This is a genomic window from Pseudomonas abyssi, from assembly GCF_003444685.1.
GTDB lineage: Bacteria > Pseudomonadota > Gammaproteobacteria > Pseudomonadales > Pseudomonadaceae > Halopseudomonas > Halopseudomonas abyssi.
The window spans coordinates 205020-231898 of sequence record NZ_LMAZ01000001.1; the positions used below are offsets into that span (position 1 = coordinate 205020).

Consider the following 26879-nt stretch of genomic DNA (forward strand, 5'->3'; position numbering starts at 1 on the left):
GGGGCGAACCCCGGGTGCACACTCAATCATTCGAGTATTTGGTTAACGGTGTTGGTTGCTTGCCTGTAGCTCTAACTTAGGCTTGCGCGACTCACCAAAACAAAACCCCGCACGCGGCGGGGTTTGTTGGTGGCCTCAGAGGCGCTCAGTGCAGCTTCAGGCGCGGTTCGGTGGGTCGGCCGAACTGGTCGCTCAACATCAGCATCAACGTGCGTGGCACGCCGTACAGAGCCATCTGGTGCATGCGGTAGAGGGAGACATAGAACATCCTCGCCAGACGGCCTTCCAGCATCACGCTGCCGGTCAGGTTACCCATCAGGTTACCTACCGCGCTGAAGCTGGACAGTGAGATCAGCGAGCCGTAGTCGCGGTAGCTGTACTCTTTCTGCGGCTTGTCCTCGAGCAGGTTGCGCAGGTTCTTGGCCAGCAGGCTGGCCTGCTGGTGAGCCGCTTGCGCGCGCGGCGGGACAAACTTGCCGGGTTCATCGGTCGGGCAGGCGGCGCAGTCACCGAAAGCATAGATGCGGTCTTCGCCATTGACCTTCAGGGTGCGGTCGACTTCCAACTGGTTGATGCGGTTGGTGGGCATGCCCAGGCCGGCGAGAAAGGCCGGGGCGCGGATGCCGGCGGCCCAGACCTTCAGGCTGGCGGGAATCTCCTCGCCATTGCCGAGGACCAGGCGGTCGGCCTTGACCTCTTTCACTGGCGAGCCGGTATGCAGGTGCACGCCCAGGTCGCGCAGGATTTGCGTCACCGGCCCGCCAATGCGCTCGGGCAGCGCCGGCAGCAGGCGCGGACTGGCTTCGATGATATTGATGTTGAGGTCTTCCGGGCTGATGCGGTTGAAGCCATAGGCACGCAGCAGCTGGGCGGCGTGGTGCAGCTCGGCGGAGAGTTCGACCCCGGTGGCACCGGCACCGATGATGGCCACATTGATCGGCTCACGGGCGGCGCCGCGTTCGCTGGCCTGCGCTTTCATGTATTGGTTGAGCAACTGGCGGTGGAAGCGTTCAGCCTGGGCACGGGTGTCGAGGAACAGGCAGTGCTCGGCGGCGCCGGGGGTGTTGAAGTCGTTGGTGGTGCTGCCGACGGCGAGGACCAGGTAGTCGTAGTCCAGCTCGCGCGGGGCGATCAGCTCAACGCCGTTCTCGTCCTGAATGGCGGCCAGTTGGATGGTACGGCGCTCGCGATCCAGACCGGTCATGGCACCCAGCTGGAAGGCGAAGTGGTTCCACTTGCCCTGGGCTACGTAGTTCAGCTCGTCCTCGGTGGAGTTGAGCGAGCCGGCGGCGACTTCATGCAGCAGCGGCTTCCAGATGTGGGTCATGTTGGCATCGACCAGGGTGATCTTGGCCTTGCCCTTGCGGCCGAGCTTGCGGCCCAGTCTGGTAACCAGTTCCAGGCCGCCGGCGCCACCGCCGACAACGACAATGCGCGGGGGCGCGCTGGGGTTTGCTGAGTCTGACATCTTGGTTTCTCACGGATAATGGAAACGGGCGTCAGTCTGCGCTCCGGTTGGCTGTCATCAGGCGGGCGGGAGCTGGCGTGGTCGAGTGATCAGACGGCGACGAGCTGGGCCAGCAGGCGTGACAGTAAACCCAGGCCAACAACCGAGCCGACCACCAGGGCGATGAGTATCCAGACCCGGAACGGGCGGCGCTCTACCTGGTGAACCGGTGAGGCGAGGTATTGGTCAACACGCTTCTGGTCTTCGGGGTGTAGACGACTGGGCATGGGCGGCCTTTTTTGTGTGCATTGCAGTGCGTTGCTGCGCCAAGGCTTGACTGACTTTGCGCTCATTCTAGACCCTCGCCCGCCTGATTGCATTACTCCTTTGGAGCTGCCTGCTATCATCGCTGTCACCAATGGGAGGTTGTCATGTTGTCCGCCGCGCTGTTAACACCCGTGCAATCGCTTCTCTGCCTGCTGATTTATGCTGCGGCGACCCTCTGGGCGCTGACCCGGGTCAGTTGGGTCGAGCTGGTGGCCGACAGCCGTCGGCAGCACCTGTTCTACGGCTGCGCCTTTGCCCTGTTTGCGCTGTGGCTGGTACGCCGCGGCTTTGACAGCGGGCTGACGGTGCATTTTCTCGGCCTGACCGCCGTGACGCTGATTCTCGACTGGCCACTGGCACTGGTTGCCGGCGCCATCGCGCAGTTGGCGTTGGTGCTGCTGGGGCTCGACGACCTCGCCGCACTGGGGGCCAACGGGCTGCTGCGGGTGTTGGTGCCGGTCGCCATTACCCTGGCGCTCAGCCGGGCGCTGGAGGCGCGCCAGCCGCGCAATCTGTTTCTCTATATCTTTATCAGTGCCTTTTTTGCAGCGGGCTTGAGCGCGGTGGGGACGGTGCTGACCGGCATGGGGTTGCTGCACTGGTCCGGGCAGCTGGTGCCGCCGGGCAGCCTGGTCGAGTTGCTGGGTTATCTGCTGCTGGTGATGTTTCCCGAGGGATTCGTCAATGGCACGGCAATCGCGGCGCTGATTGTCTTCCATCCGGACTGGGTTGAGACGTTCAATACCGACAGGTATCTGCAGGCGCCACTGGATGACGACAAGCCCTGAGGCAGGTCAATGTCCGGGATTGGCGCCTGTGCTCAAATGCATCATCGAACAGGAGAAAACCGATGTCTGCATACAAGATTGCGCAACAGGTCATGGCCGAGGCTATCGAGAAGGCTGCGGCGGCGGGGTACGACGAACAGGCGCTGGCACGCGCGCTGATGAGTGAAGTGATTGCGGTGTACAAAAAAGGCCGCTCGCAGGCCGATATTGCCAGCGAGCTGGATTTCCTGGCCAACAATCTGGATGACGACCAGGATTACGCCTTCATGCGCCCCTGAGGGGCGCAGAGGGGCTGGCTAGGGTCTGTTGCCGTTTCGTGCGCCTCCTGTTATGGGCGCAACGGCCCCACCGGGCAGGCGGGTGAACCAAACGGCAACAGACCTTAGCTTAGTCGCGCACTTCGATCACGCCGTTGGCGCTGACGCTGACGTCTGACTGACCGCCTTCGACCTGCGGCGCGCTGCCAGCGGCGTCGGAGGCCATCATCAGCTTCTCTGCGCGGTAGCGCACCGGTTGCATGTACTGGGTGTTGAGGTTCAGGTTAACGATCTTGTAGTCGCTGCCGCCGAGGCTGCGCGTGGCGATGTCGGCCCGTGCCTTGAACGCCTCGATGGCTTTGGCGATCAGCTGGTCTTCGGTCTCGCGGCGGCTGTCGGCGGACAGGCTGAACTGCATGCTGCCAAGGCTCAGGTCGCCCAGCAGCTCACCGGTCAGCGCTGAAATGGCGGCAAAGTCGCTGCCCTCGATATTCAGTTCGCCACGTTCGCGCCAGGCAATGATGTTTTCACCTTTCTCGTCATATACCGGATGGCTGCTGCGGCTGCCGCTGCTGACGCGGATGTTCTGGCTCTGGCGGGCGGTTTGCAGCCCGGCATTGAGGCGCTGGGTGATGGTCTCGGCGACCTTGGCCGGGTCGCGATCCTGCGCCTCGGCGTAGAAGGTCACTTGCATGGTGTCATGATTGACCGCCTGCTCGACCTGGGTTTGCAGGGAAATCTGGTTGTAACGTGGCTCGTCGGCCTGGGCGGCGCTGGCCAGCAGGCTGCCGCTCAGTAGCAGGCCGGTCAGGGGCAGAAACAGTGTACGCATGGTGTTCTCCTTGTGCAGTGCTGGATCAGACAGGCGGGTTGCCGGCGGGTTCCCGGACAGCTTGTCGCAGGTAGTTTTTCAGTCGTGCCCCGGCAGTTTATGCGACCCTGTGTCACATCGGCCCCGGCGGCGGGCGCCCTATACTGGAGTTTTTTGCGTGCCCCATCGTACCCTCATGAGTCCCAACACCTTGGCTTTGTCCCCGTCTCGGCAGAACCTCTGGCGCCTGGTGCTGATTCGCCTGCTGGTGTTGCTGGCGCAGAGCGTGTCGGTGCTGGCTGCCTATCTCAGTGGGTGGTTTCCGCTGCCCTGGACACCGCTGCTGGCGGCTCTGAGTGTCTCGGCGCTGGTCAGTATCCTGACGTTGCTAAGGCTGCGCACTCGCTGGCCGGTGACCAGCCTGGAATATGCCCTGCAGCTGCTGTTCGACATGGTCGTTCACAGTGTGCTGCTGTATTACTCCGGCGGGCCCACCAACCCCTTTGTGTCCTATTACCTGGTGCCGCTGACCATCGCTGCGGCAACTCTGCCGTGGTTTTTTACGGCGGTGCTGGCGGTGGTGGCGGTCACCTCCTATAGCGCTTTGCTGGTCTGGTATCAGCCGTTGACGGCCTTTGAAATCCCGCTGGGCGGTGGCTTGATCAATCTGCACGTGATTGGCATGTGGCTCAACTTTGCCATGAGTGCCGGGTTGATCAGCCTGTTTGTGGTACGTATGGCCGATGCTCTGCGTCAGCACGCCGAGCGCCTGGCCCAGCGACGGGAACAGAGCGCGCGCGACGCACAACTGCTGGGCATTGCCAGTGTTGCGGCAGGGGCGGCGCATGAGCTGTCTACACCGCTGTCCACCATGAGCGTGCTGCTCAAGGAGATCAGCAAGGATTACGCCGACCCGCAGCTGCAGGAGGACATGGCCGTGCTGCAAGAGCAGGTCAGGCTCTGTAAGGAAAGTCTGCAGCACATGGTGCGCAGCGCCGAAAGCAGTCGCTTGCAGCCGGAGCAGGACGAGTCGGCGGATGTCTGGCTGCGTGCCCTGCTGGAGCGCTGGCAGTTGATGCGGCCGGAAGCGGCCTGGCAATGGTTGCCGCTGCAGCAGGGCACACCGCCAGTGATGCGCGCGACGCCTGAGCTGGGGCAGGCGGTGTTGAACTTGCTGAACAATGCCGCCGATGCCTGTCCGGACAATATTCAGATCAGCCTGCAATGGGATACCCAGCAACTGACGCTGCGCATTCGTGACCATGGGCCGGGCGTGCCGTTGCATATCGCTGAGCAACTGGGCACGGCCTTTGTCACGACCAAGGGCAAGAAGGGATTTGGCCTGGGGTTATTCCTCAGTCAGGCTGCGGTGGAGCGATTGGGGGGCAGTGTACGGCTGTTCAATCAGGACGGCGGTGGTACCCTGACCGAAGTACAGTTGCCGGTGGCGGCAGGAGAACGTTGATGACCGACGAGTTGAATCAGGAAGAGCAGCCCCGTGTGCTGCTGGTGGACGATGACCCGACTTTTACCCGCGTGATGGCGCGCGCCCTCAGCCGGCGCGGCTTGCAGGTGGATACGGCCGGTGGGGCGGAGGAGGCGATGGAGGTTGCCCGCGCCCAGCGTCCTGATTACGCAGTACTTGATCTGAAGATGGAGGGGGATTCGGGCCTGGTGCTGATGCCGCGCTTGCTGGAGCTCTATCCGGAGCTGCGCATCGTCATCCTGACCGGCTACTCCAGCATCGCCACGGCGGTCGAGGCCATCAAGCGTGGCGCCTGCAATTATCTGTGCAAGCCGGCCGACGCCGACGACGTACTGACCGCCTTGTTGTCCGAACAGGCTGACCCCGAAACGCTGGTGCCCGAGCATCCGATGTCGGTGGACCGGCTGCAGTGGGAGCACATTCAGCGGGTGCTCGCCGAACACGAAGGCAATATCTCTGCCACTGCCCGCGCCCTGGGCATGCACCGGCGGACACTGCAGCGCAAACTGCAGAAGAGGCCAGTGCGCCGCTGAGGCGGCGCACTGGGCGCTAGTTTCAAGCGGCAAGCTACAAGCTGCAAGTAAAACCCGCGCGGTTGCGAATCGCGCGGGTTTTACTTGCAACTAGTCATGGCAGCAAAGCTTGTAGAAATCATTTGACGATCTAGTCGCCCAACCCAAACTAAGCACGCTTGCCGCTTGCCGCTTGCCGCTTGCCGCTTGCCGCTTGCCGCTTGCCGCTAAAGCGCGCCTGCGGCGCGCTTAACCGTTCTGCCGAATACCGGTGATGATCCAGGGTTGGTTGTCGCCGTCGGCGCGTTCCAGTGCCCAGCTTTCGTCGAACCACTGACCGGCATCTTCAGCGCTGTCGCGGTCCAGGCCGCTGAAGCTGACGGTAACCAGGGTGTGGCCGTCGCCTTGGCTGATGCCGTCGAGCCGGACTTCCAGGTGATCGACAAAACCGTTCTCGGTTGGGGGCTGGTATGCGCGCTCCTGCTGCAACTGGCGCACCAGTTGAGGCGTCATGTACTCGCTCATGCCGGCGATGTCATTGTCGCGCCAATGGCGCTGCAGGGTGTAGAAGTGCTCCTTGGCGCCACGCAGGAAAACCTCGGCATCAAACCAGGCCGGCGTGTCGTATGGCTGGGCCGGCTGCGCACGCGAGGCGCTGGCTGTCGGGGTGAACAGTGGCGAGGCTTCGCGCTGCATGCTCGCGGGGCCGCCAGCGGACTGCATCTGCGGCTGCGCGCGGCGACTGAACAGCTTGAACAGGACAAAGGCAATCAGGCCCAGCAGCAGGATGTCGAACAGCTGGATCCCCTCAAAACCGTCGCCAAACAGCATGGCAGCCAGCAGGCCGCCGGCGGCGATACCGGCCAGCGGACCCAGCCAGCGGCGGGCGCCGGAGTTGGCCGCAGCGCCCGGTTGTTGCTGGCGTGGTGCCGCTTGCTGATCACGCGGGGCTTGCTGGCGCTGGGCCGGCTGGCTTTGGTGCGTCGGTGAGCTGCCAAAGCTTTTGCCACCACCCATACGGCGCGCTTCGGCATCAGGAGCGCTGACGGTAATCATCAGCAGCACGGTGAAAAAAGGCAGTAACCAACGCATGTTCAACTCTCCATTAGGCGGGACGGCAAGTTTGCCAAAGCGTCACGGGCAATGGCGGGGAATAGTGTGTATGGTTATTTCACAGGCGATGGCGAACCTTGGCGCTCGCACGCAGGTCGTTTCTCAATCGCCTGATCAGACACTCTGAAAGGTGGGAGAGCATACATGTTTGCAGCCATGCGGTCAGAGCGAATGGAAGCGCTGCATCTGTTCAGCGACCCGGCAACCGGGCTGGAAGCGGTGGTCGCCATACACAACACCCGGCTTGGCCCAGCGCTGGGCGGCTGTCGTTACCTGGCCTACAACTCGCTGGATGACGCCCTGGCCGATGCCATGCGGCTGGCTCGCGGCATGAGCTACAAGGCCGCGTTGGCCGGCCTGGAGCAGGGCGGCGGCAAGGCGGTGATTCTGCGCCAACCCCACATAGCTGACCGTGCGGCGTTGTTCGAGGCCTTTGGCCGCTGCATCGAATCGCTGCGCGGCGGCTACATCACGGCGGTCGACAGTGGCACCAGTAGCGCCGACATGGACTGCATTGCCCAGCACACCGGGCATGTGACCAGTACGACCCATGCCGGCGATCCATCTCCACACACCGCGCTGGGCGTTCTGGCCGGCATGCGCTCGGCGGTCCGCGCGCGCCTGGGTCAGGACTCGCTGGCCGACGTACGGGTGGTGGTGCAGGGGCTCGGCAATGTCGGTTATGCCTTGGCGCAGTTGCTGCAAGCCGAAGGCGCCGAGCTGCTGGTCGCCGATCTGGATCAGGGCAAGGTGCGGCTGGCGGCAGAGGAGTTGGGCGCGCAGCCGCTGGCGCCGGACGCGGTCTACGAAACGCCGTGCGACCTGTTTGCGCCCTGCGGGCTGGGCGGTGCGATCAGTCAGCGCAGTGCGGCTCTTTTGCGCTGTGCGGTGATTGCCGGCGCGGCCAACAACCAGCTGGTGGAGCCGGAGTTGGCCGAGCAACTGGTCGCTCGCGATATCCTGTACACCCCTGACTATGTGATCAATGCTGGCGGCTTGCTGCACGTGGCGCTGACGCATCGTGGCGTAGACGCCGGCGAGATCGCCGCCCGGGTCAAGGGCATTGGCGCACGACTGGACTCGATCTTTGCCGAGAGTCGGGCTGAGGGACGCTCGCCTGCCGAGGTTGCAGATCGTCAGGCTGAGCAGGTGCTGTTCGCCGACGCGACCTGACTACTCCAGTTTGAAGCGTTTGCGCAGGCGCTTGTCGAGGATCGAGGTCGGCAGCCAGCGCTTGAGGCGAACCATGCTGCGCGCGCCTGAGCCGATCAGCGCATTTTCCGGACGTACCGGGTTGCGGATATAGCCGAGCAGTTCGTTGGCGAAGTCGCTGGCACTGGTCGAGCGTGCGTTTTGCGAGGCCTTGGCGCGTGCCTGCACCGCCTTTTCCCAGGGTTTGAACCAGGAGGTTTCTGCCATGGTGATGGCGGCGGTGGCGTTGTTGCCGAAATCCGAAGCAATCGCCCCCGGCATGACGTTCAGTACCTGAATGCCGAAGGGATGCAGCTCCAGGCGCAGGGCGTCGGAGATGGCGTGCAGAGCCGCTTTGGATGCGCAGTAGACGCCGGAGAAGGGGGTTGTGGTAACGCCAGAGACGCTGCCGATGTTGACGATCAGACCCTTGGCGGTGCGCAGCAGATCGGCGCTGTCGCGCACCAATTGCAGTGGCGCAAAGACGTTGGTGTCGAATTGCTTCAGCAGGGTGTCGCGGTCAGCGTCGAGAATCGGCCCCATTGCGCCGTAGCCGGCGTTGTTGACCAGCAGGTCCAGACGGCCGGCTTGCGTGCGGATTTGCTCGATGCACTGCCGGCGTTGCTCCGGGTCGTTGACATCCAGAGCAATGGCGATGGCGCCCTTGTCGGTCAGCGGGGTCAGGGTCTCGGTACGGCGCGCTGCAGCAAATACCTGATAGTCGGCCGCAAGGCAGGCCAGTGCCAATGCCTGGCCGATACCGGACGAGCAGCCGGTAATCAGGGCGACGGGCTGAGTCATGCTTTTCTCCTTATTGTTCTTTGATAAAGTCCGCGCGTACCGTGTCGGCCCGGTATTCCAGCTCGCTCTCACGGTAGCCGCTGCGTAGGCGCGGCAGGCTGTAGCACACCTGGGTATCAGCGCCCGGTTGCAGATCGATGCCCAGGTTGAAACGTTGGTCGCTGCTGGCCACATCGACCAGATTCGAGTTGTACCCGGGCTGGTTTGCCCACAGCTGCCAGCTGATATTGCGCGCCGTCCGGTCGCCGTGATTGCGGATGCTGACAAACAACGGCTGACCGAACGGGCAGCTCTCTGGCTGGTATTGCAGTTCGAACGCCAGCTTGTCGATACGTTGGCCCTGCTGCCACTGCAGAACGCCCATGACCGCTGCGAGCAGCAGGCCGAGAGCGGCGACGATACCGCTGACCGGCAGCATCACGCGGGGGAAGCGCAGCAGCAGTACCAGCCAGATTAGAAACAGTGCAATGCCGTAGGGCATGATGGGTTCCTCGTTGAAGCAGTTTGCCGCGTCGGGCAGGGAGGCCGTATGCCGGCAATTGCATGATGAGCCGCCCGCGCCCGATGCTGGCAGTGTACGACGTGTCAGGGCGCAAGTGGCACCTGTATCACTGTCCCGGTGCTCAGCCTATCAAATCTGGTCTGCTGCACAGGGCCATTGAAACAGCTCGCAACTGTTCTGCCAGCAGCGCGCACTGAACTGGTCGAGCGGCTCGGCGCGCAGCTCGGCCAGCGCCGCGGCAATAGCCGGCAGCAGGGTTGGGCTGTTGCGCTGATGGGCGTGGAAGGCCGGCGCCATATCCGGACTGTCGGTCTCGAGCACGATTTGCTCGGCGGGCAGGGCCGCGACGGTCTTGCGCAGGCGGTGTGCCTGCGGCCAGGTAGCGGCGCCTCCCAACCCCAGCTTGAAGCCGAGCTTGCGGTATTCGCTGGCCTCTTCCGGGCTGCCGCTGAAGGCGTGAATGACGCCGCCTCGGGCCGGGCGATAGCGCTTGAGCGTGGCGATGACGTCAGCGTGGGCCTTGCGGACATGCAGCAGGCTGGGCAGCTTGCAGTCGACTGCCAGTTGCAGCTGGGCCTCGAATAGCTGCTTTTGAGCGGCGCGGTTGGCACGCTTGTCCCAGTAATCCAGGCCGTACTCGCCGACAGCACAGCACTGCGCTGCGCTCAGGCGCTCAGCCAGGTTTTGCTGCAGTGCCGCAATATGCTCCGGCTGATGGTCGGCCATAAACATCGGGTGCAGACCAAAGGCAGCGAACAGGTTGTCGTGCTGCTGACAGAGTCTCCAGACCCCCTCCCAGTTGCTGCGAGTAACGCCCAGCACCACCAGCCGTTCGACACCCAGGCGCGCGCAGTCGCTCAACACCTGATCGCGATCAGGATCAAAGGCAGCGAAGTCGAGATGGGTGTGGGTGTCGATGTAGGGCATGGGGGGGACGCTACGCCTACGCGTAGCGAGCTGCAAGCCGGAAGCCGCTGCGCGGCTCAGCTGCAAGCTACAAGCTACAAGCGAAAAGCGAAAAGCGAGGATCGGCTGTGGGCCTTGCGGGAGTGCGGAGGGGGGGCGCGGTCGTGTGCAGCTGCAGTGCCCTCAAACTACCCGCGCAGCTGGTGACCGCGCGGGTTTTGCTTATAGCTTGTAGCTTGCCGCTTGAGGCTTGCAGCTGAGCATCACTGAGCCGCTGCGCGGCTCAGTGATGCTCTCGCGTCGCGCGGAAGTTGATTTCCGGCCAGCGTTCTTCGGTCAGGCTGAGGTTGACGCGGGTAGGTGCCAGGTAGGTGAGGTGGCCACCGCCGTCAACCGCCAGGTTGTCACTGGCTTTGTTGCTGAACTCGTCCAGCTTCTTGCGATCACTGGAATCGACCCAGCGCGCTGACCAGACGTTGACCGGCTCGTAAATGCACTCGACCTTGTATTCCTGCTTCAGGCGCTCGGCCACGACGTCAAACTGCAGCACACCGACCGCGCCGAGGATGATGTCGTTGTTGCGCTCGGGGAAGAACACCTGGGTGGCGCCTTCTTCGGCCAGTTCCTGCAGGCCCTGGCGTAGCTGCTTGGATTTCAGCGGGTCTTTCAGGCGCACGCGGCGGAACAGTTCCGGGGCAAAGTGCGGGATGCCGGTAAAACCGATCTTCTCGCCTTCGGTGAAGGTGTCGCCGATCTGGATGGTGCCGTGGTTGTGCAGACCGATGATATCGCCGGCCCAGGCTTCTTCCAGATGCTCGCGCTCGGCGGCGAAGAAGGTCAGCGCGTCGGCGATGCGTACTTCCTTGCCGGTGCGTACGTGGTGCAGCTTCATGCCCTTCTCGTAGCGGCCGGAGCAGATGCGCACAAAGGCGATGCGGTCGCGGTGCTTGGGGTCCATGTTCGCCTGAATCTTGAATACGAAACCGGTGAACGGCGCTTCGGTTGGCTGCACCTCGCGCTCATGGCTGGCGCGCGGCTGCGGGCGCGGGGCCCAGTCGACGATAGCGTCCAGCACCTGATCGACACCGAAGTTGCCCAGCGCGGTACCGAAGAACACGGGCGTCATTTCACCCTTGATGAAGGCGTCCTGATCGAATTCGTGGCAGGCGCCCTGCACCAGTTCCAGCTCTTCGACAAAGTTGTCGTACAGATCGCCCAGGTGCGCGCGGGCTTCGTCCGAGTCCAGGCCGTCGATCACCTGCTGCTCGGTGCGTTCGTGGCCGTGGCCCGGCACGTAGACGATGATCTTGTCGTCAGCCAGGTGATACACACCCTTGAAGTCGCGGTAGCAGCCAATCGGCCAGGTGATCGGCGCGGCCTTGATGTTCAGTACCGCTTCGATCTCGTCGAGCAGCTCGATCGGGTCGCGGATGTCGCGGTCGAGTTTGTTGACGAAGCTGACGATCGGCGTGTCGCGCAGGCGGCAGACGTCCATCAGCGCAATGGTACGTGGCTCGACACCTTTACCGCCGTCGAGCACCATCAGCGCCGAATCCACCGCGGTCAGGGTGCGGTAGGTGTCTTCCGAGAAGTCTTCGTGACCGGGGGTGTCCAGCAGGTTGACCATCGCATCGCGATAGGGGAACTGCATCACCGAGGTGGTCACCGAAATGCCCCGCTCCTTTTCCATCGCCATCCAGTCGGAGGTGGCGTGGCGGTCGGATTTGCGCGACTTGACCGTACCGGCCACGCTGATCGCCTGGCCCATAAGCAGCAGGCGTTCGGTGATGGTGGTCTTACCCGCATCCGGGTGGGAGATGATGGCGAAGGTGCGCCGCTTGGCGACTTCTTTTTCGATGGCGTTGGACATGTCGGCTACTGGGCAGTTGGCGGGGCGCGATGGTGGCACGCTTAAGCGTGCTGCGGCCCGGCAAGAAAATTGGCTGCGTATTGTCGCCGATCAACCGGGGGATGACAAAGGGAAAAGCCGGCGGGCGGGCCCGCCGGCTTGAGGGTCTGTTGCCTTCTCGTTCAGCCGCCTGCCGGCAGCCGTTCAGGGGTTACTGGAAAGCCTCGCAATTGGCAGTGGCGATTTGCGTCGGGTCGGTACTGGCCTGATCGCGGATGATACCGCCGTTGAACTGCTGCAGCTCCACCTCGCCGTCGTCGCGCAACAGGATCTGCAAACGCTCCATGGCCGCGCGCTCACCGTTGCTTTCGGCTGCGTAGTAGGCGTTGCGCAGGCTGAAGGTTTCCGTACCTTTCTGGCCGTTGCTGATACCGGGTGTGGTGACGCCCTTGGGATTGAGGTCATAACGCCACGGGTCGGCGATGCTGCCGTCGCCCTCGATCAGCAGGTCAACTTCTTCGCAGAGGGTAAAGCCTGATTGCAACGTGCTGTCGACAAACCCGGTCAGGGTGATCGGGCTGCGCGCCTGCAGGGTCTGGAACAGGGTGGTGATTTGCGGTGCCAGCGGGCGCTCTTCCAGGTCCATGTAGCTGTTGCTGTAGGCGCCGGAGCCGATGCGCGTAGTGATTGCAATGCGCCAGGCGACCGGGCTGCTGCGCTGCTGGTCCAGCGTGATGGTCAGGGTATGGGTCACATCCTCGCTGGGCTTGACGGTGAGCTGGTATACCGGCGTGTTCTGGTAGGGCGAGGTGCTGCCGTTCCAGAAGTTGAAGGTGGGGTCGCTCGGGTCAAAGGTGAAGTCTTCGATGCTGACGACGCCGTTGTTCTGCACCAGCACCTGCGCCTGATCGCCCAGCGTCAGTGCAGTGTCTTCAAAACGGGCGCTGCGGTTGACGAAGGTCGGGGTGTAGGTGCCAGCCAGCGCGCCAACAGCGGTGGCGGCGGGGTTGACCGGTTGCTCTACGCGCAGCTGGCCGAGGAAGGCCGGGATGTTGAACGGCCCGCTGGTATTGCTCAGATCACCCACGTTGATCTCGTTGAAATGCCCCACCTCGTTGTCGCTCAGGGCATAGTCGATGTTGCCGTCCTGCCAGATGATTTCCGGCAGATGCGGGCTGTCGCCAAGAATGCGGTGGATGGGGTTGGTCAGGGTCTTGCCGTTGATGGTCAGGCTGTTGTCGGCACCCAGCACCACGCTGACGGCCTGATCTTCGCTGAAGGCGCAGACACTGCCGCAGCCGGCCCCGCTGCCTTGCTTGAAGACCAGATCGAGACTGCCGACCAGCGCACTGTTCAGGGTGGCCGGCACGCTGCCGCCGCCATTTTGCGAACCGGGCGCTGCCGGCAGGCTGGCGCCGCCGAGCAGGGAGCTGACCAGTGCGTTGTAGTCGGACAGGTTGGGGTTGTCGCTGATCGCCTGGGCCAGCGCTTCAAGCAACTGATCGTAGGGGTCGCTGTTCGGGTCCGGGGTGAACGCGGTGCTGAACGGTGCCGTGGAACCGGCGCTCCAGCTGGCTGGCAGCGTGTAGCCGGCAGCTTCCAGCAGCGTGCGCAGGGTATCGGCGGCGGCGCTGAGCTGAGCGCCCAGGGTTGCCAGGTCGGCGCTGCCGTCATCGGGGGCGCTGAACCAGTCTGCCAGGTTCTGCCCCGACAGGTCGTTGACCTGCAGCGCCAGCGCCAGGTCGGTGAGCGGGGTGATGTTGACGTTGCCGCTGGCGGTGGCCAGGCTGTAGAGCGTCACGCTGGGGGCGCCGCCGTTGATGCGCAGGGCACAGGGCAACGCCTGTGCATTGCTGATCTTGCCGCTCCAGCTGCCGTCGGTATCGGTGGTTACGGTGTCGGTGAACCCCGACCCGTCGGCGCAGACGGCGGTCACCGTGCCGCTGGCAATGGGCGCGCCGGTGGCTGCCGTGCCGCTGACGGTGGTACCTGCTGCGGCGCTGCCGCCATCACTGCCACCTCCACCACCGCCGCCAAGACAGGCACTCAACAGCGCGGCGCCAAGCAGGGTGCCCGGCAGTTTCAGGTAACTCCATGGATGATTGATCATGTCCCACTCCCTTTTCATGTACTTGTTCCGGTAGGCTAGCCATGGGCCTGCGCACCGGGCAGCCCGTAAACAGGGGGGTAGGTGCGAACGCGAAGCGAGGGGTTATGGGCGACGATTTTGGCGACAACCTGCGGCTGCTGTGCAGCTACTACAAGTCCACTGCCGAGGTGTGTCGACGGCTGGGTATCAATCGACCGCAGTTCAATCGCTACCTGAACGGCGTCAATCGCCCCTCCGACAGCACCATGCGCCGGCTGTGTGACTTCTTTGGCGTTGAAGTACACGAGATACTGCTGCCGCATGGGCAGTTCCAACGACTGATTCAGGTCCGTCCGCAGCCGGGAGAGCGGCCAGCGCTGGCGACGCTACAGCCGGCTTCGCTTGAGCAGGACTACCTGGAGCGGCTAAACCGGGTCGGCCAACACGGTCTCGACAAGTATCTGGGTTACTACTTCGAGTACTACCTGTCGATGGCCTATCCGGGCAGCATTCTGCGCACCCTGGTATGCCTGGAAGAGCACGACGGCAAGACCTATTACCAGCGCACCGAGCGCATTCGCGAGCGAGCGGGCAGCAAGCCGTTTCACGGGGTGTATCGCGGCATGGTGCAGTTTCTGTCAGATCGCATCTTTCTCGCTGACTTCGAAACCCTGACCAACTTCGAGATGACCCAGACGGTGCTCTATCCCTCGTTCCGCAACCGGGTGGATCGCCTGACCGGCCTGCGCATTGGCGTATCCGGCAGCGGCGAGCGGGTGCCCTGTTGTACGCGGGTGCTGTACGAGTATCTCGGACGGCAGGTGGATCATCAGCGGGTGCTGGCGCTATGCGGGCTGTACGCCTGTGATGATCCGGCGCTGGATGCCGACATTCGCGCGGCGATCCGCAACGACATCGGCCCGGGAGAGTGGCACTTCAGGGCGCGGTTTTAGAGCGTACGTTCGTCGCTGAGGTTGATTGACCAGTCAGCACGCACGGCCGCTGCGCTGCGACCGCCAGCCAGCAACCAGTGCAGCTTGCAGAACGCCGCCTCCGGCGTCATGTCGCCGCCGTTCAGCACGCCCTGTTCCTGCAGCCCGGCGCTGGCGGCATAGGCGCCGGGGCTGATGCCGCCCTGCAGGCACTGGCTGATGTTGACGATCACCTTGTCACGGGCAGCAGCGCGTTTGATGAAGGCATTGAAAGCGGCATCGCGACTCGGGATATTACCGGCACCGAAGCTTTGCAGCACCACGGCCTTGCAGGCATTGTCGGCCAGAATGGCGTCGTACAGGGCTGCCGGCATCGACGGGTGCAGAGACAGCATGGCCACCGCGCCCGGCTGGAAGTCGAGGGCGGCGGCTTCGCGCGGATGGCGGCTGGCGGTTTCTTCGCCCAGCAAGCGCGCGCTATGCAGCTGCGGACGGATATTCAGCTCGGCCAGCGGCGCTGCGTTCGGGGTGTCGAAAGCCGGAAACTGCTGGCTGCTGACCTTGCGCAGGCGGCTGCCGTTGAGCAGGCGGTTGTTGAACACCAGGCCGACATTGCGCAGGCGCGGTCCCGCAGCCAACTGCAGCGCGGCCTGCAGATGGGCAACCGCGTCACTGCGCGGCAACCCCAGGGGCACTTGCGAGCCGGTGAACAGCACGTTGCGTTCGCTGGCGCCGAGCATGAACGACAGCGCCGCAGCGCTGTAGGCCATGGTGTCGGTGCCGTGCAGAATGATGAAGCCGCGGTAACGATCCCAGTGCTCGGCCAGCAGGGCCGCCAGCTGCTGCCAGTGGCCGGGTGTCAGGTCGGCGCTGTCGATTAGCGGGTCGAGCTCCAGCAGGTCGAAGCCGGGCAGCAGCGCAAGACTGCTGCCCAGTTGCTGCTCGATCCGCTGCTGCAAGCCGGCGGCGGGTGCCAGCCCGTTCGGGCCGGGCACCATGCCGATGGTGCCGCCGGTATGCAGGATCAGCACCTCGGCAGTCATGAGGCGCTCTTCTGGGGAGCCAGCATGGACTGCGGACTCAGCAGTCGGTTGAGTTCTGATTCGCTCATCAGATTCTCCTCAATGATCAGTGCCTTGACCGTGTTGCCGGTCATCAGCGCCATGTGGGCGATACGGGACGCATTGCTATAGCCGATGTGCGGCACCAGTGCGGTAATGATACCGATACTGTTCTCTACGTGCGCGGCGCAGGCCAGCTCGTTGGCCTTGATGCCGCGAATGCAGCGGTGCTCCAGCATGTCGCAGGCTTCCTTGAGCATCTTCAACGAGTTGAGCAGGTTGTAGATGATCATCGGCTCCATCGCGTTGAGCTGCAGCTGCCCGGCCTCCGCCGCCAGGGTGACTGCCAGATCCGCGGCAATCACTTGATAGGCCGTCTGGTTCATCGCCTCGGGGATCACCGGGTTGACCTTGCCCGGCATGATCGAGGAGCCCGGTTGCATCGGCGGCAGCTGGATTTCACCAAACCCGGTGCGCGGGCCGCTGGAGAGCAGGCGCAGGTCGTTACTCATTTTGCTCAGCTTGATCGCCAGGCGCTTGAGGATGCCGGAGAAGAACACAAAGGCGCCCATGTCGGACGTGGCCTCGACCAGGTTGCTGGCCGGCACCAGCGGCTTGCCGGAAATGGCCGCCAGGCGGGCAACGACCTTGGCCGAGTAGCCTTCGGGCGTGTTGATGCCGGTGCCGATGGCGGTGCCGCCAAGGTTGACTTCACACAGCAGCGCGCAGGCTTCGCGGATACGGTCCAGGTCTTCACCGAGGTTCACCGCAAAGGCGTCGAACTCCTGACCCAGGGTCATCGGCACGGCGTCCTGCAATTGGGTTCGGCCCATCTTCAGGATATGCGCGAACTCGCGGCCCTTGTCTTCCAGCGCGGCCTTGAGCGAGGCCAGCGCCGGCACAAAGTTGTCGGCGGCAAACTGAATGCCGAGACAGGCGGCGGTCGGGTAGGCATCGTTGGTTGATTGCGAGCGGTTGACATCATCGTTGGGGTGCAGGTGGGCGTATTCGCCACGCGCGTGTCCCAGCTTGGCCAGCGCGACGTTGGCGATCACCTCGTTGGCGTTCATGTTGGTCGAGGTGCCGGCACCGCCCTGGATGACATCAACGATGAACTGATCCAGATACTGGCCGGCGGCGACATCCTCGCAGGCCGAGACAATCGCCTCGGTCTTGGTCGCGTTGAGCAGGCCGTAGTCCTGGTTGGTCAGTGCTGCTGCCTGCTTGACCATCGCCAGCGCGCGAATCAGTTCCGGAAAGTGGGAGATGGGCACGCCGGTAATGGCGAAGTTGTTGGCAGCGCGTTGGGTCTGGATGCCGTACCAGGCATCAGCGGGTACGTCGAGATAACCGAGCAGATCGTATTCTGAGCGGGTGTTCATGGGATGTGCTTCCGCAGGGAAACGGAGCGCCGGAGGGCCCGGCGCTCTCAGGTGGTGTCAGGGGTGTTTGGTGTCGCGTGCGACGGGCCAGGATTCGGCGTCCAGCGTCAGGTCGGCAAACTCTTCGGCGTGGAAGGTCGGTACCTTGTTGCCGCTCTTGAGCTGACGGTCGTAGTCACCGAGTACGCGCTTGCCGGTCTTGAACAACAGCGCCAGGGCAATCAGGTTGACCAGCGCCAACAGGCCCATGGTCAGGTCGGCAAAGCCGAATACCGTGCCCAGGTCCATGATCGCGCCCAGGCAGCAGAGGCAGATCACCACGACGCGGAAACCGTTCATGACGAATTCGTTGCTGCGGCCGGTAGTCAGGTAGCTGACGCTGTTCTCACCGAGGTAATAGTTGTAGAGCACAGTGCTGAAGCCAAACAGCAGCATGGCGATACTGACGAACACCCGGCCCCACTCACCGATGTGGGTGGCCAGCGATGCCTGGGTCAGGGCCACACCCTGGCTGGAATCGGCCAGACTCGGATCGTAGGCCGTGCCCATCAGAATGATCAGCGCGGTGCAGGTACAGAGGATGATGGTATCGATGAATACCGAGAAAGACTGCACCACGCCCTGGTTGGCCGGGTGTGGCACGTACGCAACGGCTGCCACGTTGGGCGCACTGCCGAGCCCTGCCTCGTTGGAGAACAGGCCGCGTTTGACGCCCATCAGGATAGCTGCGCCTATGCCGCCGCCGACAGCCGGACCAATGCCGAAGGCACTTTCCACGATCAGCTTGAGGGTGGCGGGAATCTCGGTGACGTTAAGACCCAGCACCACGATAGCGATCAGCAGGTAGCCGCCAGCCATGATCGGCACCAGCACCTCGGCAACCTGCGCGATACGCTTAACGCCGCCAAAGATGATCAGACCGACGACGAGCGCCAGACCGATGCCGCTGTAGTACAGGGGAATGTCGAACGCATCTTGCAAAGAGGTGGCGACTGCATAGGATTGCAGCGCGATAAAGCCGATACCGAAGGTGACCAGCAGCAGAACTGAATAGACTACGGCGAGCCATTTCCAGTTACTGCCAAGACCGCGCTCGATGTAGTGTGCCGGGCCGCCGCGGTAGGCGCCGTCTGGCTCGGCGGTCTTGTAGACCTGTGCCAGGGTGCATTCGATAAAGCTGGTTGCCATGCCCATCAGGCCGACAACCCACATCCAGAAGATTGCGCCGGGGCCGCCGAGGGTGATGGCGACCGCGACACCGGCGATATTGCCGCCGCCAACGCGGCCAGCGACCGACAGGATAAGGGCTTGAAAGGAGCTGAGGTGGCGTCCGTCCGCCTCATGATGGTTGGCAGTGAGAATGCCGAACATCTTGCCGAAGTAACGAAACTGCACGAAGCGGGTAGCGAAGGTGAACCAGATACCGATGCCGACCAGCAGAGCAATGAGGACCTTGCTCCACAGCAGGTCGCTGAGGGCGGATAGCATGACTAACTCCTTTCGGTGAGCCGAATTTTATTGTGGATTGGGCAGGCTCATTGAAGCGTGTGACACCACGCTTGGGGAGTTTGTAACTTGGTACGACATGATGCTTTCTGATGCTTATTAAGCACCAGAAAGCATCTTTTTTGCTCAGGCGACGGTCTCCAATGCCTCGTCGCGCAGCACCACCAGCGGCTGACCGGCCTGTACCCGGCCGCCGGGCTGCTGCAGTACATGGGTTACCACACCCGCGCACGGCGCCTGCAGCGGAATCTCCATCTTCATCGATTCGAGAATCAGCAGGGTTTGCCCGGCCTTGACGGTATCACCGACCTTGACCTCGGCCTGCCACAGACTGCCGGACACCGGGCTGTCGACGCCGACGCTGTCTTCCGGCCAGCTGACATCCTCGTCGCTGCTTTCCAGCTCTTCGCTTTCGAAGTTGAACTGGCCGTTGGCGTGCCACTGGCGCAGCTCTTCGGCGAAGGCCGCGTTGCGCTGCTGCTTGAAGGCGTCGATGTCGTCGGCGTTGTCGTTGATGAAGGCTTCGTGCTCGGCCAGGCTGAACTGGCTTTCCTCGATGCGCAGCGGATAGCGCCCCTGCGGGAAGTCGCGGCGAATCTGCTGCAGCTCCTCGTGGCTGACTTCATAAAAGCGGATCTGGTCAAAGAAGCGCAGTAGCCAGGGCTTGCTGAACTCGCGGGTCTGACGGTAGCGGTTCCACATCTGCAGGGTACGACCTACGAACTGATAACCGCCGGGGCCTTCCATACCGTAGACGCAGAGGTAGGAGCCGCCAATGCCGACCGAGTTCTCGGCAGTCCAGGTGCGCGCCGGGTTGTACTTGGTGGTCACCAGCCGGTGGCGCGGGTCGGTCGGTGTGGCCACCGGCGCGCCGAGGTAGACGTCGCCCAGGCCCATGACCAGATAGGACGCCTCGAACAGAACCTTTTTGACGTCGTCGATGCTGTCCAGGCCGTTGATGCGGCGGATGAACTCCAGGTTGCTCGGGCACCAGGGCGCGTTCTTGCGCACCGACTGGGTGTATTTCTCGATCGCCAGCTGGCAGGCCTCGTCATCCCACGACAGCGGGATGTGCACTATGCGCGAGGGCACCGCCAGCTCGTTGAGTCGTTCCGACAGCGCCTGCTCGGCCTTGAGCAGGTGATCGAGCAGGGCGTCATGGCTCAATTGCTGGCTGTCGAAATGCACCTGCAGTGAGCGGATGCCCGGGGTCAGTTCACGCAGACCCGCCACCGGGTTTTGCTGCAGCCACTGCATCAGCGCGTGGGCGCGGAAACGCAGGCGGATATCCAGCATCTGCTCGCCGTATTCGACCAGCAGGAAGTGGTCACCAGCGGCGCGGTAGACGATCTCGTCACCGAACTGCTCGGCGGGCAGGCGCTTGAGGATCGGGCTGTCGATCGCCACCGGTTGCCAGTCAACCGGCTTGGCGGCCAGCGCGTCGATCTCGCTGATCTGCGCCGCTTCCAGTGCGACCGCCTGTTCGATGCTGACCGGTAAAAAGCGCACGGTGTCGCCGGCGCGCAGCTGGCCGAGCTTCCACAGGTCGGCGGTGATCACGGTCGCGGGGCAGACGAAGCCACCCAGTGACGGGCCGTCCGGGCCGAGGATCACCGGCATGTCGCCGGTAAAATCAACGGTGCCGAAGGCGTAGGCGTTATCGTGAATGTTGGACGGGTGAAGGCCGGCTTCGCCGCCGTCCTTGCGCGCCCACTCCGGTTTCGGGCCGATGAGACGGACCCCGGTGCGGCTGGAGTTGTAGTGAATTTCCCAGTCGGTGGCGAAGAAGCTGTCGATGTCCTTGCCGGTAAAGAAATCCGGCGCGCCGTGCGGGCCGTAGATTACCCGCAGCTCCCACTGGTTGCTGATCGCCGGGCGCAGCTCGCTCGGTACCTCGGCAGATGCGACCGGGCTGGCCGACGCGCTCAGGTGCAGCACGTCACCGGTGCGCAGCGCGCGGCCGTTGTGGCCACCGAACTGGCCGAGGGTAAAGGTCGATTTGGAGCCCAGATAATCCGGGCATTGCAGGCCGCCGAGCACCGCCAGATAGGCGCGCGCGCCGGCGTCCTTGATGCGACCGAGGGTCAGGGTTTGCCCCGCGGCAATATCAATGACCTGCCAGGCGGCAATTGGCTGGTCATCCAGTTTGGCGTCAATCGCGGCGCCGCTCAGCACGATCTGGCTGGCGCAGGCAAAGCGCAGGGTCGGGCCTTGCAGGGTGATTTCCAGCCCGGCGGCGTCGGCCGGGTTGTTCAGCAGGCGGTTGCCGAGGCGGAAGGCATAGCTGTCGAACGGGCCGGACGGAGGCACGCCGACATCCCAGCTGCCGGTACGGCCCGGAAAGTCCTGAATGGTGGTCTGGGTGCCGCCAGCCAGCACGTCGATGCGCGCCGGCTGGAAGCGGAAGCTGTTGAGGTAGCGGGTGGTAACCTCGCCAGCCAGCAGCGCCGGATCGCGGGTCAGCGCACGGAGGTAGTCGAGGTTGGTTTCGCTGCCGTACAGGCGGGTCGCGTCCAGGGTGTTCTGCAGTTTACTCAGCGCGGCAGCGCGGTCCTCAGCGTGGACGATGACCTTGGCCAGCATCGGATCGAAGTAGGGTGGCACTTCCAGCCCGGATTCGATCCAGTGGTCGATGCGGATGCCGTCGCCGGACGGGAAGGCCACTTCGCTGAGCAGGCCCGCGCAGGGCTGGAAGTCGCGAAACGGGTCTTCGGCGTACAGACGCACCTGAATCGCGTGGCCTTTGGGCGCGAGGCTGGCGCGGCGCGCGTTCAGGTCCAGCTTCTCGCCGGCGGCCAGACGCACCATCCACTCGACCAGATCGACGCCGTACACCTCTTCGGTGACGCCGTGCTCCACCTGCAGGCGGGTGTTCACCTCAAGGAAGTAGAACTGATGGCTGTCGGCGTCGTAAATGAATTCGACGGTGCCGGCGTTGCGGTAGCTGACGCTGGACAGCAGTTTCTCGGCGGTGGCGTGCAGCTCGCTGCGCACCGCGTCGCTCAGGTTCGGTGCCGGACATTCTTCCACCACTTTCTGATTGCGGCGCTGGCTGGAGCAGTCGCGCTCACCGAGTGCCAGCGCGTTGCCCTTGCCGTCGGCAAACACCTGCACCTCAATGTGGCGGGCGCGGGCGATGAATTTCTCCAGGAACACGCCGTCGTCGGCAAAGTTGCTGGCGCCGAGGCGCTTGACGCTGTCGAAGGCGCCGACCAGTTCGTCTTCACTGTGGCACAGTTGCATGCCGATACCGCCGCCGCCGGCTGTGCTCTTGAGCATGACCGGATAGCCGATGCGCGCAGCCTCGGTTTTGGCGGCAGCCAGATCGGTCAGCAGGTCGGTGCCCGGCAGCAGCGGCACATTGGCCTGCTCGGCCAGCTCGCGAGCGCGGTGCTTGAGACCAAAGGCCAGCATCTGTTCGGGTGTCGGGCCGATAAAGGCGACACCTGCGGCCTCGCAGCGGCGCACGAAGTTGGCGTTCTCGCTGAGGAAGCCGTAACCGGGGTGGATGGCCTGGGCGCCGGTCTCGGCGGCGATGGCCAGCAGTTTGTCGACCTGCAGGTAGGTGTCGGCGGCAGCGCCTTCACCGAGGCTGTAGGCCTCGTCGGCCAGCCGCACGTGCAGGCTGTCGGCGTCGCATTCGGCGTAGACGGCAACGGAGCCGACGCCGAGCTTGCGCAGGGTGCGGATGATACGGGTGGCGATGGCGCCACGGTTGGCGATCAGAACCTTGTTGAACATGTCGCTAGCCTCTGCCGGGCCGTCCCAGGCTGCTTCTTACGACAGTGGTCGTCCACTGAAGATGTGATTCGTGTGGCGTAACCGGTGCTTAGTTCCAGACCAGCAACTCAACCGGCGTCGGGTTATAGCCGTTGCACGGGTTGTTCAGCTGCGGGCAGTTGGAAATCAGGATCACCACGTCCATCAGCGCGGTCAGCTCGACGTATTTGCCGGCGCCGGAGATGCCGTCTTCAAAGGTCAGGCCGCCCTCGGTGGTCACCGGGACGTTCATGAAAAAGTTGATGTTGTGGGTGATGTCGCGCTTGCTGATGCCGTACTGCGGGTTCTCCGCTACGGCCAGCATCCAGCTGTCACGGCAGGAGTGCATGCAGCGCTTTTCCAGGTCGTAGCGCACGGTATTGCTTTCGCTGGCGCAGGCACCGCCCAGGGTGTCGTGACGGCCGCAGGTGTCGGCGACGATTTCCAGCATCGGGTTGTTTTCGTTCGAGCGGATTACCGAACCGGCGGTCAGGTAGACGTTGCCCTGTTCGCGGATGGTGTCGGTGGCGCTGTAGCGCTCGACCGGATTGGCGGCGCTGAAGAACAGGGTGTCGGCGGCCTGATTGCCTTCCAGATCCAGCAGACGCAGGGTCTGACCGGCCTTGACGATGCCGATGTAGTAATCGCCCGCGCCGATGGTGGTGCGCGAGGCGGCGTTTTCGGGGAGCAGGGAGCTGTGCTTGATCATGGTGTCCTCGCTTACTTGCCCAGGTGGTACAGGGCGTTGTTCTGGAAGCCGCGCTGGTTTTCCGGGCGGAAGTTGCGGCAGAAGTCGTCATCACTGACCGGCGCGGCCTGGCTCAGCTCGATGCGTACCGGGGTGTAGGGGTAGCTTTCAGCGTTGCTGAGCGGGTGCGGGCAGGTATGCAGCACGACCAGCGTGTCCATTTCGAAACGCAGGGCGACCTGACTGCCAGCCTTGCTGTGGCCGCTGACCAGTTGCATGCGGCCTTCGTCGTCGGTGGCGACCTTGCTGAACAGGTTCAGGTTGGCGGCCATGTCGGCGCGGCCCAGGCCGTATTTGGCCAGCTCGACGAGGAAGGCGTCGTAGCCGTTCTGGTGCCATTCGTTGCGGGCGTTCTGATAGTCACGCGCGCCCCAGCGCTCGGCCACCTGCGCGGCGTTGCTGTTGCCGCAGACGCTTTCGTGCCAACCCAGATCGTCTTCGACGATGGAGGCGAAGATGCGGCCCATGTCGGAGTACAGGCAGTTGCCACGGGTCAGTTTGAAGGTGTGCTGGCACTTGAGGGTGTCGGGCGCGTTGTAGCGCTCCAGCAGGTTTTCCGGGTTGTAGAACAGCATGCCGACGTTGGCGTCGCCGGCCAGGTCGGTCAGGCGCATCAGGGTGCCCTTGCGTACGCGCAGGGACCAGTGGCTGGCGCCGGGGATGTCGGTGGTATAGGTATTCAGCGTCATCTGCCTTGTCTCCGTGATTCGGTGGCTCAGCTGGCGGCTTCGGCCAGCAGCGGGGCAATGGTTTGTTCGGTGGTTTGCGGCGCCGGCTGCCGGGCGCGGTGGTCGATCGGCAGGTCATAGGTGATGGTGGCCCCAAAGGCTTGCGGTGCGTGCGGGTCGTGCCGCACCTTGTCGAAGACCCACAAGCGGGTGCCGAGGTGAAAGCCTTCCTTGATGTCGTGGGTGACCATGAAGATGGTCAGCTTGTGTTCCTGCCACAGGCGCAACACCAGTTCATGCATGTCGGCGCGGATGCCTGGGTCTAGCGCACCGAAGGGCTCATCCAGCAGCAGGATGCGCGGCTTGCCGAGCAGCGCCTGGGCAATCGCCAGACGCTGTTTCATGCCGCCAGACAGCTCGTGCGGGTACTTCTTCAGCGCGTGGCCAAGGCCGACTTCGGTGAGGATGGCTTCGGCATCAAGGCGGGCCTGCTTGCGCTTGCTGCCGAACAGGTAGCCGGTCAGCCCGCGTTGGGCAAAGCCGACCGCCGCCATGACGTTCTCCAGCACGGTCATGTGCGGGAAGACCGAATACTGCTGGAAGACGATGCCGCGGTCCGGTCCGGGTTCCGAGGCAATCGGCTTGCCGTCGAGCAGCAGCTCGCCGCTGGTCGGTGATTCGGTGCCCAGCAGCATTTTCAGAAAGGTGCTCTTGCCGCAGCCGGAGGCGCCGACCAGGGTGACGAACTCGCCTTCGGCGACGTTGACGTTGAGACGCTCCAGCACCGGGTTGCCGTCGTAGCTCTTGCCGACGTTCTTCACTTCAATCATCAGTGGGCTCCTTGGGCATTCCACGGGAACAGGCGGCGCGACAGGGTCGCCAGCAGCCAGTCGAACAGGAAGGCCAGCAGGGTGATCCAGGCGACATACGGCAGGATCACGTCCATCGACATGTAGCGACGGACCAGGAAGATGCGATAACCCAGACCGTCGGTGGCGGCGATGGCCTCGGCGGCGATCAGGAACAGCCAGCCCGCGCCCAGCGACAGACGCACGGCGTCGATCAGCTTGGGCATCAGTTGCGGCAGCAGCACGCGGACCATGATCTGGCTGGTGTTGGCGCCGAGGGTCTGCGCCTTGACCAGTTGCTCGCTGGGGATTTCCTGGGTGCGGCGCTGCAGGTCGCGGGCGATGAACGGGGTGATGCCGATGGCGATCAGGATCACCTTGGAGGCTTCACCCAGGCCGAACAGAATGAACAGCACCGGCAGAATCGCCAGCGGCGGTATCAGTGACACCACCGTCAGCAGCGGGCTGACCCCGGCGTGTACCAGCGGCAGGGCGCCGGTAAACAGCCCCAGCGCCAGGCCGATGGCGGCAGCGATCAGCACGCCCAGCGCGAGGCGCTTGAGGCTGCTGGCGGTGTCCTGCCAGAACAGGTATTCGCCGGTGCGCTTGCTCGGCTCCAGTGCCATGCGGTCGATGGCCTCACCCATCTGGCTGAAGGCGGGCAACAGCTTGTCGTTGGCGTTCTCGGCCAGCCGCGCGTCCGAGGCCACTACGTAGAGCAGGAGCAGCAGGGCGAACGGCAGCAAGCCGAGGAACAGTTTGCTGGCTGGTGGCGGAGTGAGGTTGATCAGTCGCTTCATATGCATCCCGCTGGGGCGCGCAGCCGCGCCCGGTGTGTTTCAGGGCTCAGAGCGCGCCGTCGGCAGCCATCTGCATGTAGGTCGGGTCAAAGCGCAGCTTCAGGTTGCTGTTGTCGCCGTAGTCGCCGGCGGGCATCTGCACGCCGATGAAACCGGCATCCGGTGCGCCTTCACCCAGCAGGCCGTGGTCGAAGGAGAACTCGGCGACGTACTGCATGGTTTGCTTGAGCTGCGCGTTGTTGGTCAGCTCCAGTGCGGCGGCCGGTGTATAGAACATCTTGGTCGCGGCGAGCTGGGCTTCGTAGCCGGCCAGATCGGTGCCGGAGGCTTCAGCCATGTAGCTGCGGGCGGCGACACCCTGCTCGCTGTCGCTGCTCATGGTCGCCATGATGTCGTACCAGGCGCCGGTCAGGGCCTTGCCCAGTTCAGGGTGCGCGCTGAGGGTATCGGTGTTGATCACCAGCAGGTCGATGATCTCGCCCGGAATCTGCGCCGAGTTGAACACCACGGTGCTGTTCGGTTGCTGGCTGATTTCGTTCAGCAGCGGGTTCCAGGTCGCGACCGAGGTGACATCGTCGGTGCCGTAGATCGCGACCATGTCGGCGTCCGAGGTGTTGACCACCTGCACATCGGCTTCACTCAGACCTACCGAGTCCAGTGCGCGGGCCAGCAGATAGTGGGACACGCTCAGCTCGACCAGATTGACGTTCTGACCCTCTATGGCGGCCAGCTCGCTTTCACCCTTGAGCACGATGCCGTCGTTGCCGTTGGAGAAGTCGCCGACGATCAGCGCAGTGCTGTCGACGCCGCCGGCGGCCGGAATGGTCAGGGCATCCATGTTGGTCATGGTGCATGCGTCGAACTCGCCCACGCTGTATTGGTTGATGGACTCGATGTAATCGTTGATCTGCACGACCTCAATGTTGATGTCGTACTTGTCGGCCCATTTCTTGACGATGCCGCTTTCGGCGCCGTAGGCCCAGGGCATCCAGCCGGCGTAGATCGACCAGCAGACCTTGAAACTGTCTTGTGCCTGGGCGGTGGTGGATAGCAGCAGGGAGCTGAGCAGCAGGGCGGAGAATCTTTTCATCACAAA

24 protein-coding genes are annotated in these 26879 nt (G+C 63.6%); 6 read left to right on the forward strand and 18 right to left on the reverse strand.

Annotation, left to right across the window (positions count from 1 at the left end; all coding sequences use genetic code 11):
- Window positions 1-145 precede the first annotated feature (145 nt).
- Together ASB58_RS01065 and ASB58_RS01070 are read right to left on the reverse strand one after the other, a co-directional pair.
- Window positions 146-1468, reverse strand: coding sequence for an NAD(P)/FAD-dependent oxidoreductase (locus ASB58_RS01065; RefSeq protein ID WP_096003872.1), 1323 nt, complete (start codon window positions 1466-1468; stop codon window positions 146-148).
- A gap of 89 nt (window positions 1469-1557) precedes the next feature.
- A complete protein-coding gene (locus ASB58_RS01070) occupies window positions 1558-1734 on the reverse strand; it encodes a DUF3094 family protein (protein WP_083727909.1) in 177 nt (58 codons plus the stop codon).
- Between the two features lie 144 nt (window positions 1735-1878).
- Here ASB58_RS01070 and ASB58_RS01075 point away from each other — a divergent pair, with 144 nt between their 5' ends.
- Together ASB58_RS01075 and ASB58_RS01080 are read left to right on the forward strand one after the other, a co-directional pair.
- Complete coding sequence (locus tag ASB58_RS01075; protein ID WP_096003873.1) at window positions 1879-2562, forward strand: energy-coupling factor ABC transporter permease; 684 nt, start codon at window positions 1879-1881, stop codon at window positions 2560-2562.
- Window positions 2563-2624: 62 nt separating this feature from the next.
- Window positions 2625-2840, forward strand: coding sequence for a hypothetical protein (locus ASB58_RS01080; RefSeq protein WP_096003874.1), 216 nt, complete (start codon window positions 2625-2627; stop codon window positions 2838-2840).
- A gap of 109 nt (window positions 2841-2949) precedes the next feature.
- Here ASB58_RS01080 and ASB58_RS01085 read toward each other — a convergent pair whose 3' ends face one another.
- Window positions 2950-3651 carry an SIMPL domain-containing protein gene (locus ASB58_RS01085; protein ID WP_118129054.1) on the reverse strand — a complete coding sequence of 234 codons (702 nt, stop codon included), beginning with the start codon at window positions 3649-3651 and terminating at the stop codon, window positions 2950-2952.
- 175 nt (window positions 3652-3826) lie between these two features.
- Here ASB58_RS01085 and ASB58_RS01090 point away from each other — a divergent pair, with 175 nt between their 5' ends.
- Together ASB58_RS01090 and ASB58_RS01095 are read left to right on the forward strand one after the other, a co-directional pair.
- Window positions 3827-5095, forward strand: coding sequence for an ATP-binding protein (locus ASB58_RS01090; protein ID WP_118129055.1), 1269 nt, complete (start codon window positions 3827-3829; stop codon window positions 5093-5095).
- The gene (locus tag ASB58_RS01095; protein WP_096003877.1) at window positions 5095-5649 is read left to right on the forward strand and encodes a response regulator transcription factor; all 555 of its coding nucleotides are present in this window, start codon (window positions 5095-5097) and stop codon (window positions 5647-5649) included. Before ASB58_RS01090 ends, ASB58_RS01095 begins: the two co-directional genes overlap by 1 nt.
- A 228-nt stretch (window positions 5650-5877) precedes the next feature.
- Here ASB58_RS01095 and ASB58_RS01105 read toward each other — a convergent pair whose 3' ends face one another.
- Window positions 5878-6720: a Tim44 domain-containing protein gene (locus ASB58_RS01105; RefSeq protein WP_096003878.1), complete on the reverse strand. Its 843-nt coding sequence runs from the start codon at window positions 6718-6720 to the stop codon at window positions 5878-5880.
- A 165-nt stretch (window positions 6721-6885) separates the two neighbouring features.
- Between ASB58_RS01105 and ASB58_RS01110 the strand changes: the two genes are divergently transcribed.
- A complete protein-coding gene (locus tag ASB58_RS01110; protein WP_118129056.1) occupies window positions 6886-7914 on the forward strand; it encodes a Leu/Phe/Val dehydrogenase in 1029 nt (342 codons plus the stop codon).
- On the opposite strand, the gene ASB58_RS01115 is transcribed toward ASB58_RS01110, so the two are convergent.
- The 5 genes from ASB58_RS01115 to ASB58_RS01135 form a co-directional block, all read right to left on the reverse strand.
- On the reverse strand, window positions 7915-8733 hold the full coding sequence (locus ASB58_RS01115) for an SDR family oxidoreductase (protein ID WP_096003880.1): 819 nt from the start codon (window positions 8731-8733) through the stop codon (window positions 7915-7917).
- A 10-nt stretch (window positions 8734-8743) separates the two neighbouring features.
- On the reverse strand, window positions 8744-9214 hold the full coding sequence (locus tag ASB58_RS01120; RefSeq protein WP_118129057.1) for a multidrug transporter: 471 nt from the start codon (window positions 9212-9214) through the stop codon (window positions 8744-8746).
- A gap of 150 nt (window positions 9215-9364) precedes the next feature.
- On the reverse strand, window positions 9365-10162 hold the full coding sequence (locus tag ASB58_RS01125; protein WP_118129058.1) for a TatD family hydrolase: 798 nt from the start codon (window positions 10160-10162) through the stop codon (window positions 9365-9367).
- A 262-nt stretch (window positions 10163-10424) separates the two neighbouring features.
- Entirely contained in the window at window positions 10425-12011 is a 1587-nt protein-coding gene (locus tag ASB58_RS01130) for a peptide chain release factor 3 (RefSeq protein ID WP_118129059.1), read from the reverse strand.
- 190 nt (window positions 12012-12201) lie between these two features.
- The gene (locus ASB58_RS01135; protein WP_118129060.1) at window positions 12202-14100 is read right to left on the reverse strand and encodes a hypothetical protein; all 1899 of its coding nucleotides are present in this window, start codon (window positions 14098-14100) and stop codon (window positions 12202-12204) included.
- Between the two features lie 104 nt (window positions 14101-14204).
- Here ASB58_RS01135 and ASB58_RS01140 point away from each other — a divergent pair, with 104 nt between their 5' ends.
- The gene (locus ASB58_RS01140; RefSeq protein WP_118129061.1) at window positions 14205-15032 is read left to right on the forward strand and encodes a helix-turn-helix transcriptional regulator; all 828 of its coding nucleotides are present in this window, start codon (window positions 14205-14207) and stop codon (window positions 15030-15032) included.
- On the opposite strand, the gene ASB58_RS01145 is transcribed toward ASB58_RS01140, so the two are convergent.
- The 9 genes from ASB58_RS01145 to ASB58_RS01185 form a co-directional block, all read right to left on the reverse strand.
- Entirely contained in the window at window positions 15029-16054 is a 1026-nt protein-coding gene (locus tag ASB58_RS01145) for an asparaginase (protein WP_118129062.1), read from the reverse strand. The two genes, ASB58_RS01140 and ASB58_RS01145, sit on opposite strands and share 4 nt — an antisense overlap.
- A complete protein-coding gene (locus ASB58_RS01150) occupies window positions 16051-17454 on the reverse strand; it encodes an aspartate ammonia-lyase (RefSeq protein ID WP_118129063.1) in 1404 nt (467 codons plus the stop codon). Before ASB58_RS01150 ends, ASB58_RS01145 begins: the two co-directional genes overlap by 4 nt.
- Window positions 17455-17511: 57 nt before the next feature.
- Window positions 17512-18942: an alanine/glycine:cation symporter family protein gene (locus ASB58_RS01155; RefSeq protein ID WP_118129064.1), complete on the reverse strand. Its 1431-nt coding sequence runs from the start codon at window positions 18940-18942 to the stop codon at window positions 17512-17514.
- 144 nt (window positions 18943-19086) lie between these two features.
- Complete coding sequence (gene uca / locus ASB58_RS01160) at window positions 19087-22701, reverse strand: urea carboxylase (RefSeq protein ID WP_118129065.1); 3615 nt, start codon at window positions 22699-22701, stop codon at window positions 19087-19089.
- Between the two features lie 88 nt (window positions 22702-22789).
- Window positions 22790-23428: an urea amidolyase associated protein UAAP2 gene (locus tag ASB58_RS01165; protein WP_118129066.1), complete on the reverse strand. Its 639-nt coding sequence runs from the start codon at window positions 23426-23428 to the stop codon at window positions 22790-22792.
- A gap of 11 nt (window positions 23429-23439) precedes the next feature.
- On the reverse strand, window positions 23440-24156 hold the full coding sequence (locus ASB58_RS01170; protein WP_104738922.1) for an urea amidolyase associated protein UAAP1: 717 nt from the start codon (window positions 24154-24156) through the stop codon (window positions 23440-23442).
- Window positions 24157-24182: 26 nt separating this feature from the next.
- Window positions 24183-24965 (reverse strand): ABC transporter ATP-binding protein, encoded by a 783-nt coding sequence (locus ASB58_RS01175; protein WP_118129067.1) that lies wholly within the window; start codon window positions 24963-24965, stop codon window positions 24183-24185.
- Window positions 24965-25783 carry an ABC transporter permease gene (locus tag ASB58_RS01180; RefSeq protein WP_096003893.1) on the reverse strand — a complete coding sequence of 273 codons (819 nt, stop codon included), beginning with the start codon at window positions 25781-25783 and terminating at the stop codon, window positions 24965-24967. The genes ASB58_RS01175 and ASB58_RS01180 overlap by 1 nt, the downstream gene beginning before the upstream one ends.
- 46 nt (window positions 25784-25829) lie before the next feature.
- Window positions 25830-26873, reverse strand: a complete 1044-nt coding sequence (locus tag ASB58_RS01185) for a putative urea ABC transporter substrate-binding protein (protein WP_118129068.1) — start codon at window positions 26871-26873, stop codon at window positions 25830-25832.
- Between the last annotated feature and the right edge of the window lie 6 nt (window positions 26874-26879).

What these genes read in the sequence shown, in the direction of transcription:
- ASB58_RS01065 (WP_096003872.1), bottom strand. Translation starts at nt 1,468, where the DNA reads ATGTCAGACTCAGCAAACCCCAGCGCGCCCCCGCGCATTGTCGTTGTC.
- ASB58_RS01070 (WP_083727909.1), bottom strand. Translation starts at nt 1,734, where the DNA reads ATGCCCAGTCGTCTACACCCCGAAGACCAGAAGCGTGTTGACCAATAC.
- ASB58_RS01075 (WP_096003873.1), top strand. Translation starts at nt 1,879, where the DNA reads ATGTTGTCCGCCGCGCTGTTAACACCCGTGCAATCGCTTCTCTGCCTG.
- ASB58_RS01080 (WP_096003874.1), top strand. Translation starts at nt 2,625, where the DNA reads ATGTCTGCATACAAGATTGCGCAACAGGTCATGGCCGAGGCTATCGAG.
- ASB58_RS01085 (WP_118129054.1), bottom strand. Translation starts at nt 3,651, where the DNA reads ATGCGTACACTGTTTCTGCCCCTGACCGGCCTGCTACTGAGCGGCAGC.
- ASB58_RS01090 (WP_118129055.1), top strand. Translation starts at nt 3,827, where the DNA reads ATGAGTCCCAACACCTTGGCTTTGTCCCCGTCTCGGCAGAACCTCTGG.
- ASB58_RS01095 (WP_096003877.1), top strand. Translation starts at nt 5,095, where the DNA reads ATGACCGACGAGTTGAATCAGGAAGAGCAGCCCCGTGTGCTGCTGGTG.
- ASB58_RS01105 (WP_096003878.1), bottom strand. Translation starts at nt 6,720, where the DNA reads ATGCGTTGGTTACTGCCTTTTTTCACCGTGCTGCTGATGATTACCGTC.
- ASB58_RS01110 (WP_118129056.1), top strand. Translation starts at nt 6,886, where the DNA reads ATGTTTGCAGCCATGCGGTCAGAGCGAATGGAAGCGCTGCATCTGTTC.
- ASB58_RS01115 (WP_096003880.1), bottom strand. Translation starts at nt 8,733, where the DNA reads ATGACTCAGCCCGTCGCCCTGATTACCGGCTGCTCGTCCGGTATCGGC.
- ASB58_RS01120 (WP_118129057.1), bottom strand. Translation starts at nt 9,214, where the DNA reads ATGCCCTACGGCATTGCACTGTTTCTAATCTGGCTGGTACTGCTGCTG.
- ASB58_RS01125 (WP_118129058.1), bottom strand. Translation starts at nt 10,162, where the DNA reads ATGCCCTACATCGACACCCACACCCATCTCGACTTCGCTGCCTTTGAT.
- ASB58_RS01130 (WP_118129059.1), bottom strand. Translation starts at nt 12,011, where the DNA reads ATGTCCAACGCCATCGAAAAAGAAGTCGCCAAGCGGCGCACCTTCGCC.
- ASB58_RS01135 (WP_118129060.1), bottom strand. Translation starts at nt 14,100, where the DNA reads ATGATCAATCATCCATGGAGTTACCTGAAACTGCCGGGCACCCTGCTT.
- ASB58_RS01140 (WP_118129061.1), top strand. Translation starts at nt 14,205, where the DNA reads ATGGGCGACGATTTTGGCGACAACCTGCGGCTGCTGTGCAGCTACTAC.
- ASB58_RS01145 (WP_118129062.1), bottom strand. Translation starts at nt 16,054, where the DNA reads ATGACTGCCGAGGTGCTGATCCTGCATACCGGCGGCACCATCGGCATG.
- ASB58_RS01150 (WP_118129063.1), bottom strand. Translation starts at nt 17,454, where the DNA reads ATGAACACCCGCTCAGAATACGATCTGCTCGGTTATCTCGACGTACCC.
- ASB58_RS01155 (WP_118129064.1), bottom strand. Translation starts at nt 18,942, where the DNA reads ATGCTATCCGCCCTCAGCGACCTGCTGTGGAGCAAGGTCCTCATTGCT.
- uca (WP_118129065.1), bottom strand. Translation starts at nt 22,701, where the DNA reads ATGTTCAACAAGGTTCTGATCGCCAACCGTGGCGCCATCGCCACCCGT.
- ASB58_RS01165 (WP_118129066.1), bottom strand. Translation starts at nt 23,428, where the DNA reads ATGATCAAGCACAGCTCCCTGCTCCCCGAAAACGCCGCCTCGCGCACC.
- ASB58_RS01170 (WP_104738922.1), bottom strand. Translation starts at nt 24,156, where the DNA reads ATGACGCTGAATACCTATACCACCGACATCCCCGGCGCCAGCCACTGG.
- ASB58_RS01175 (WP_118129067.1), bottom strand. Translation starts at nt 24,965, where the DNA reads ATGATTGAAGTGAAGAACGTCGGCAAGAGCTACGACGGCAACCCGGTG.
- ASB58_RS01180 (WP_096003893.1), bottom strand. Translation starts at nt 25,783, where the DNA reads ATGAAGCGACTGATCAACCTCACTCCGCCACCAGCCAGCAAACTGTTC.
- ASB58_RS01185 (WP_118129068.1), bottom strand. Translation starts at nt 26,873, where the DNA reads ATGAAAAGATTCTCCGCCCTGCTGCTCAGCTCCCTGCTGCTATCCACC.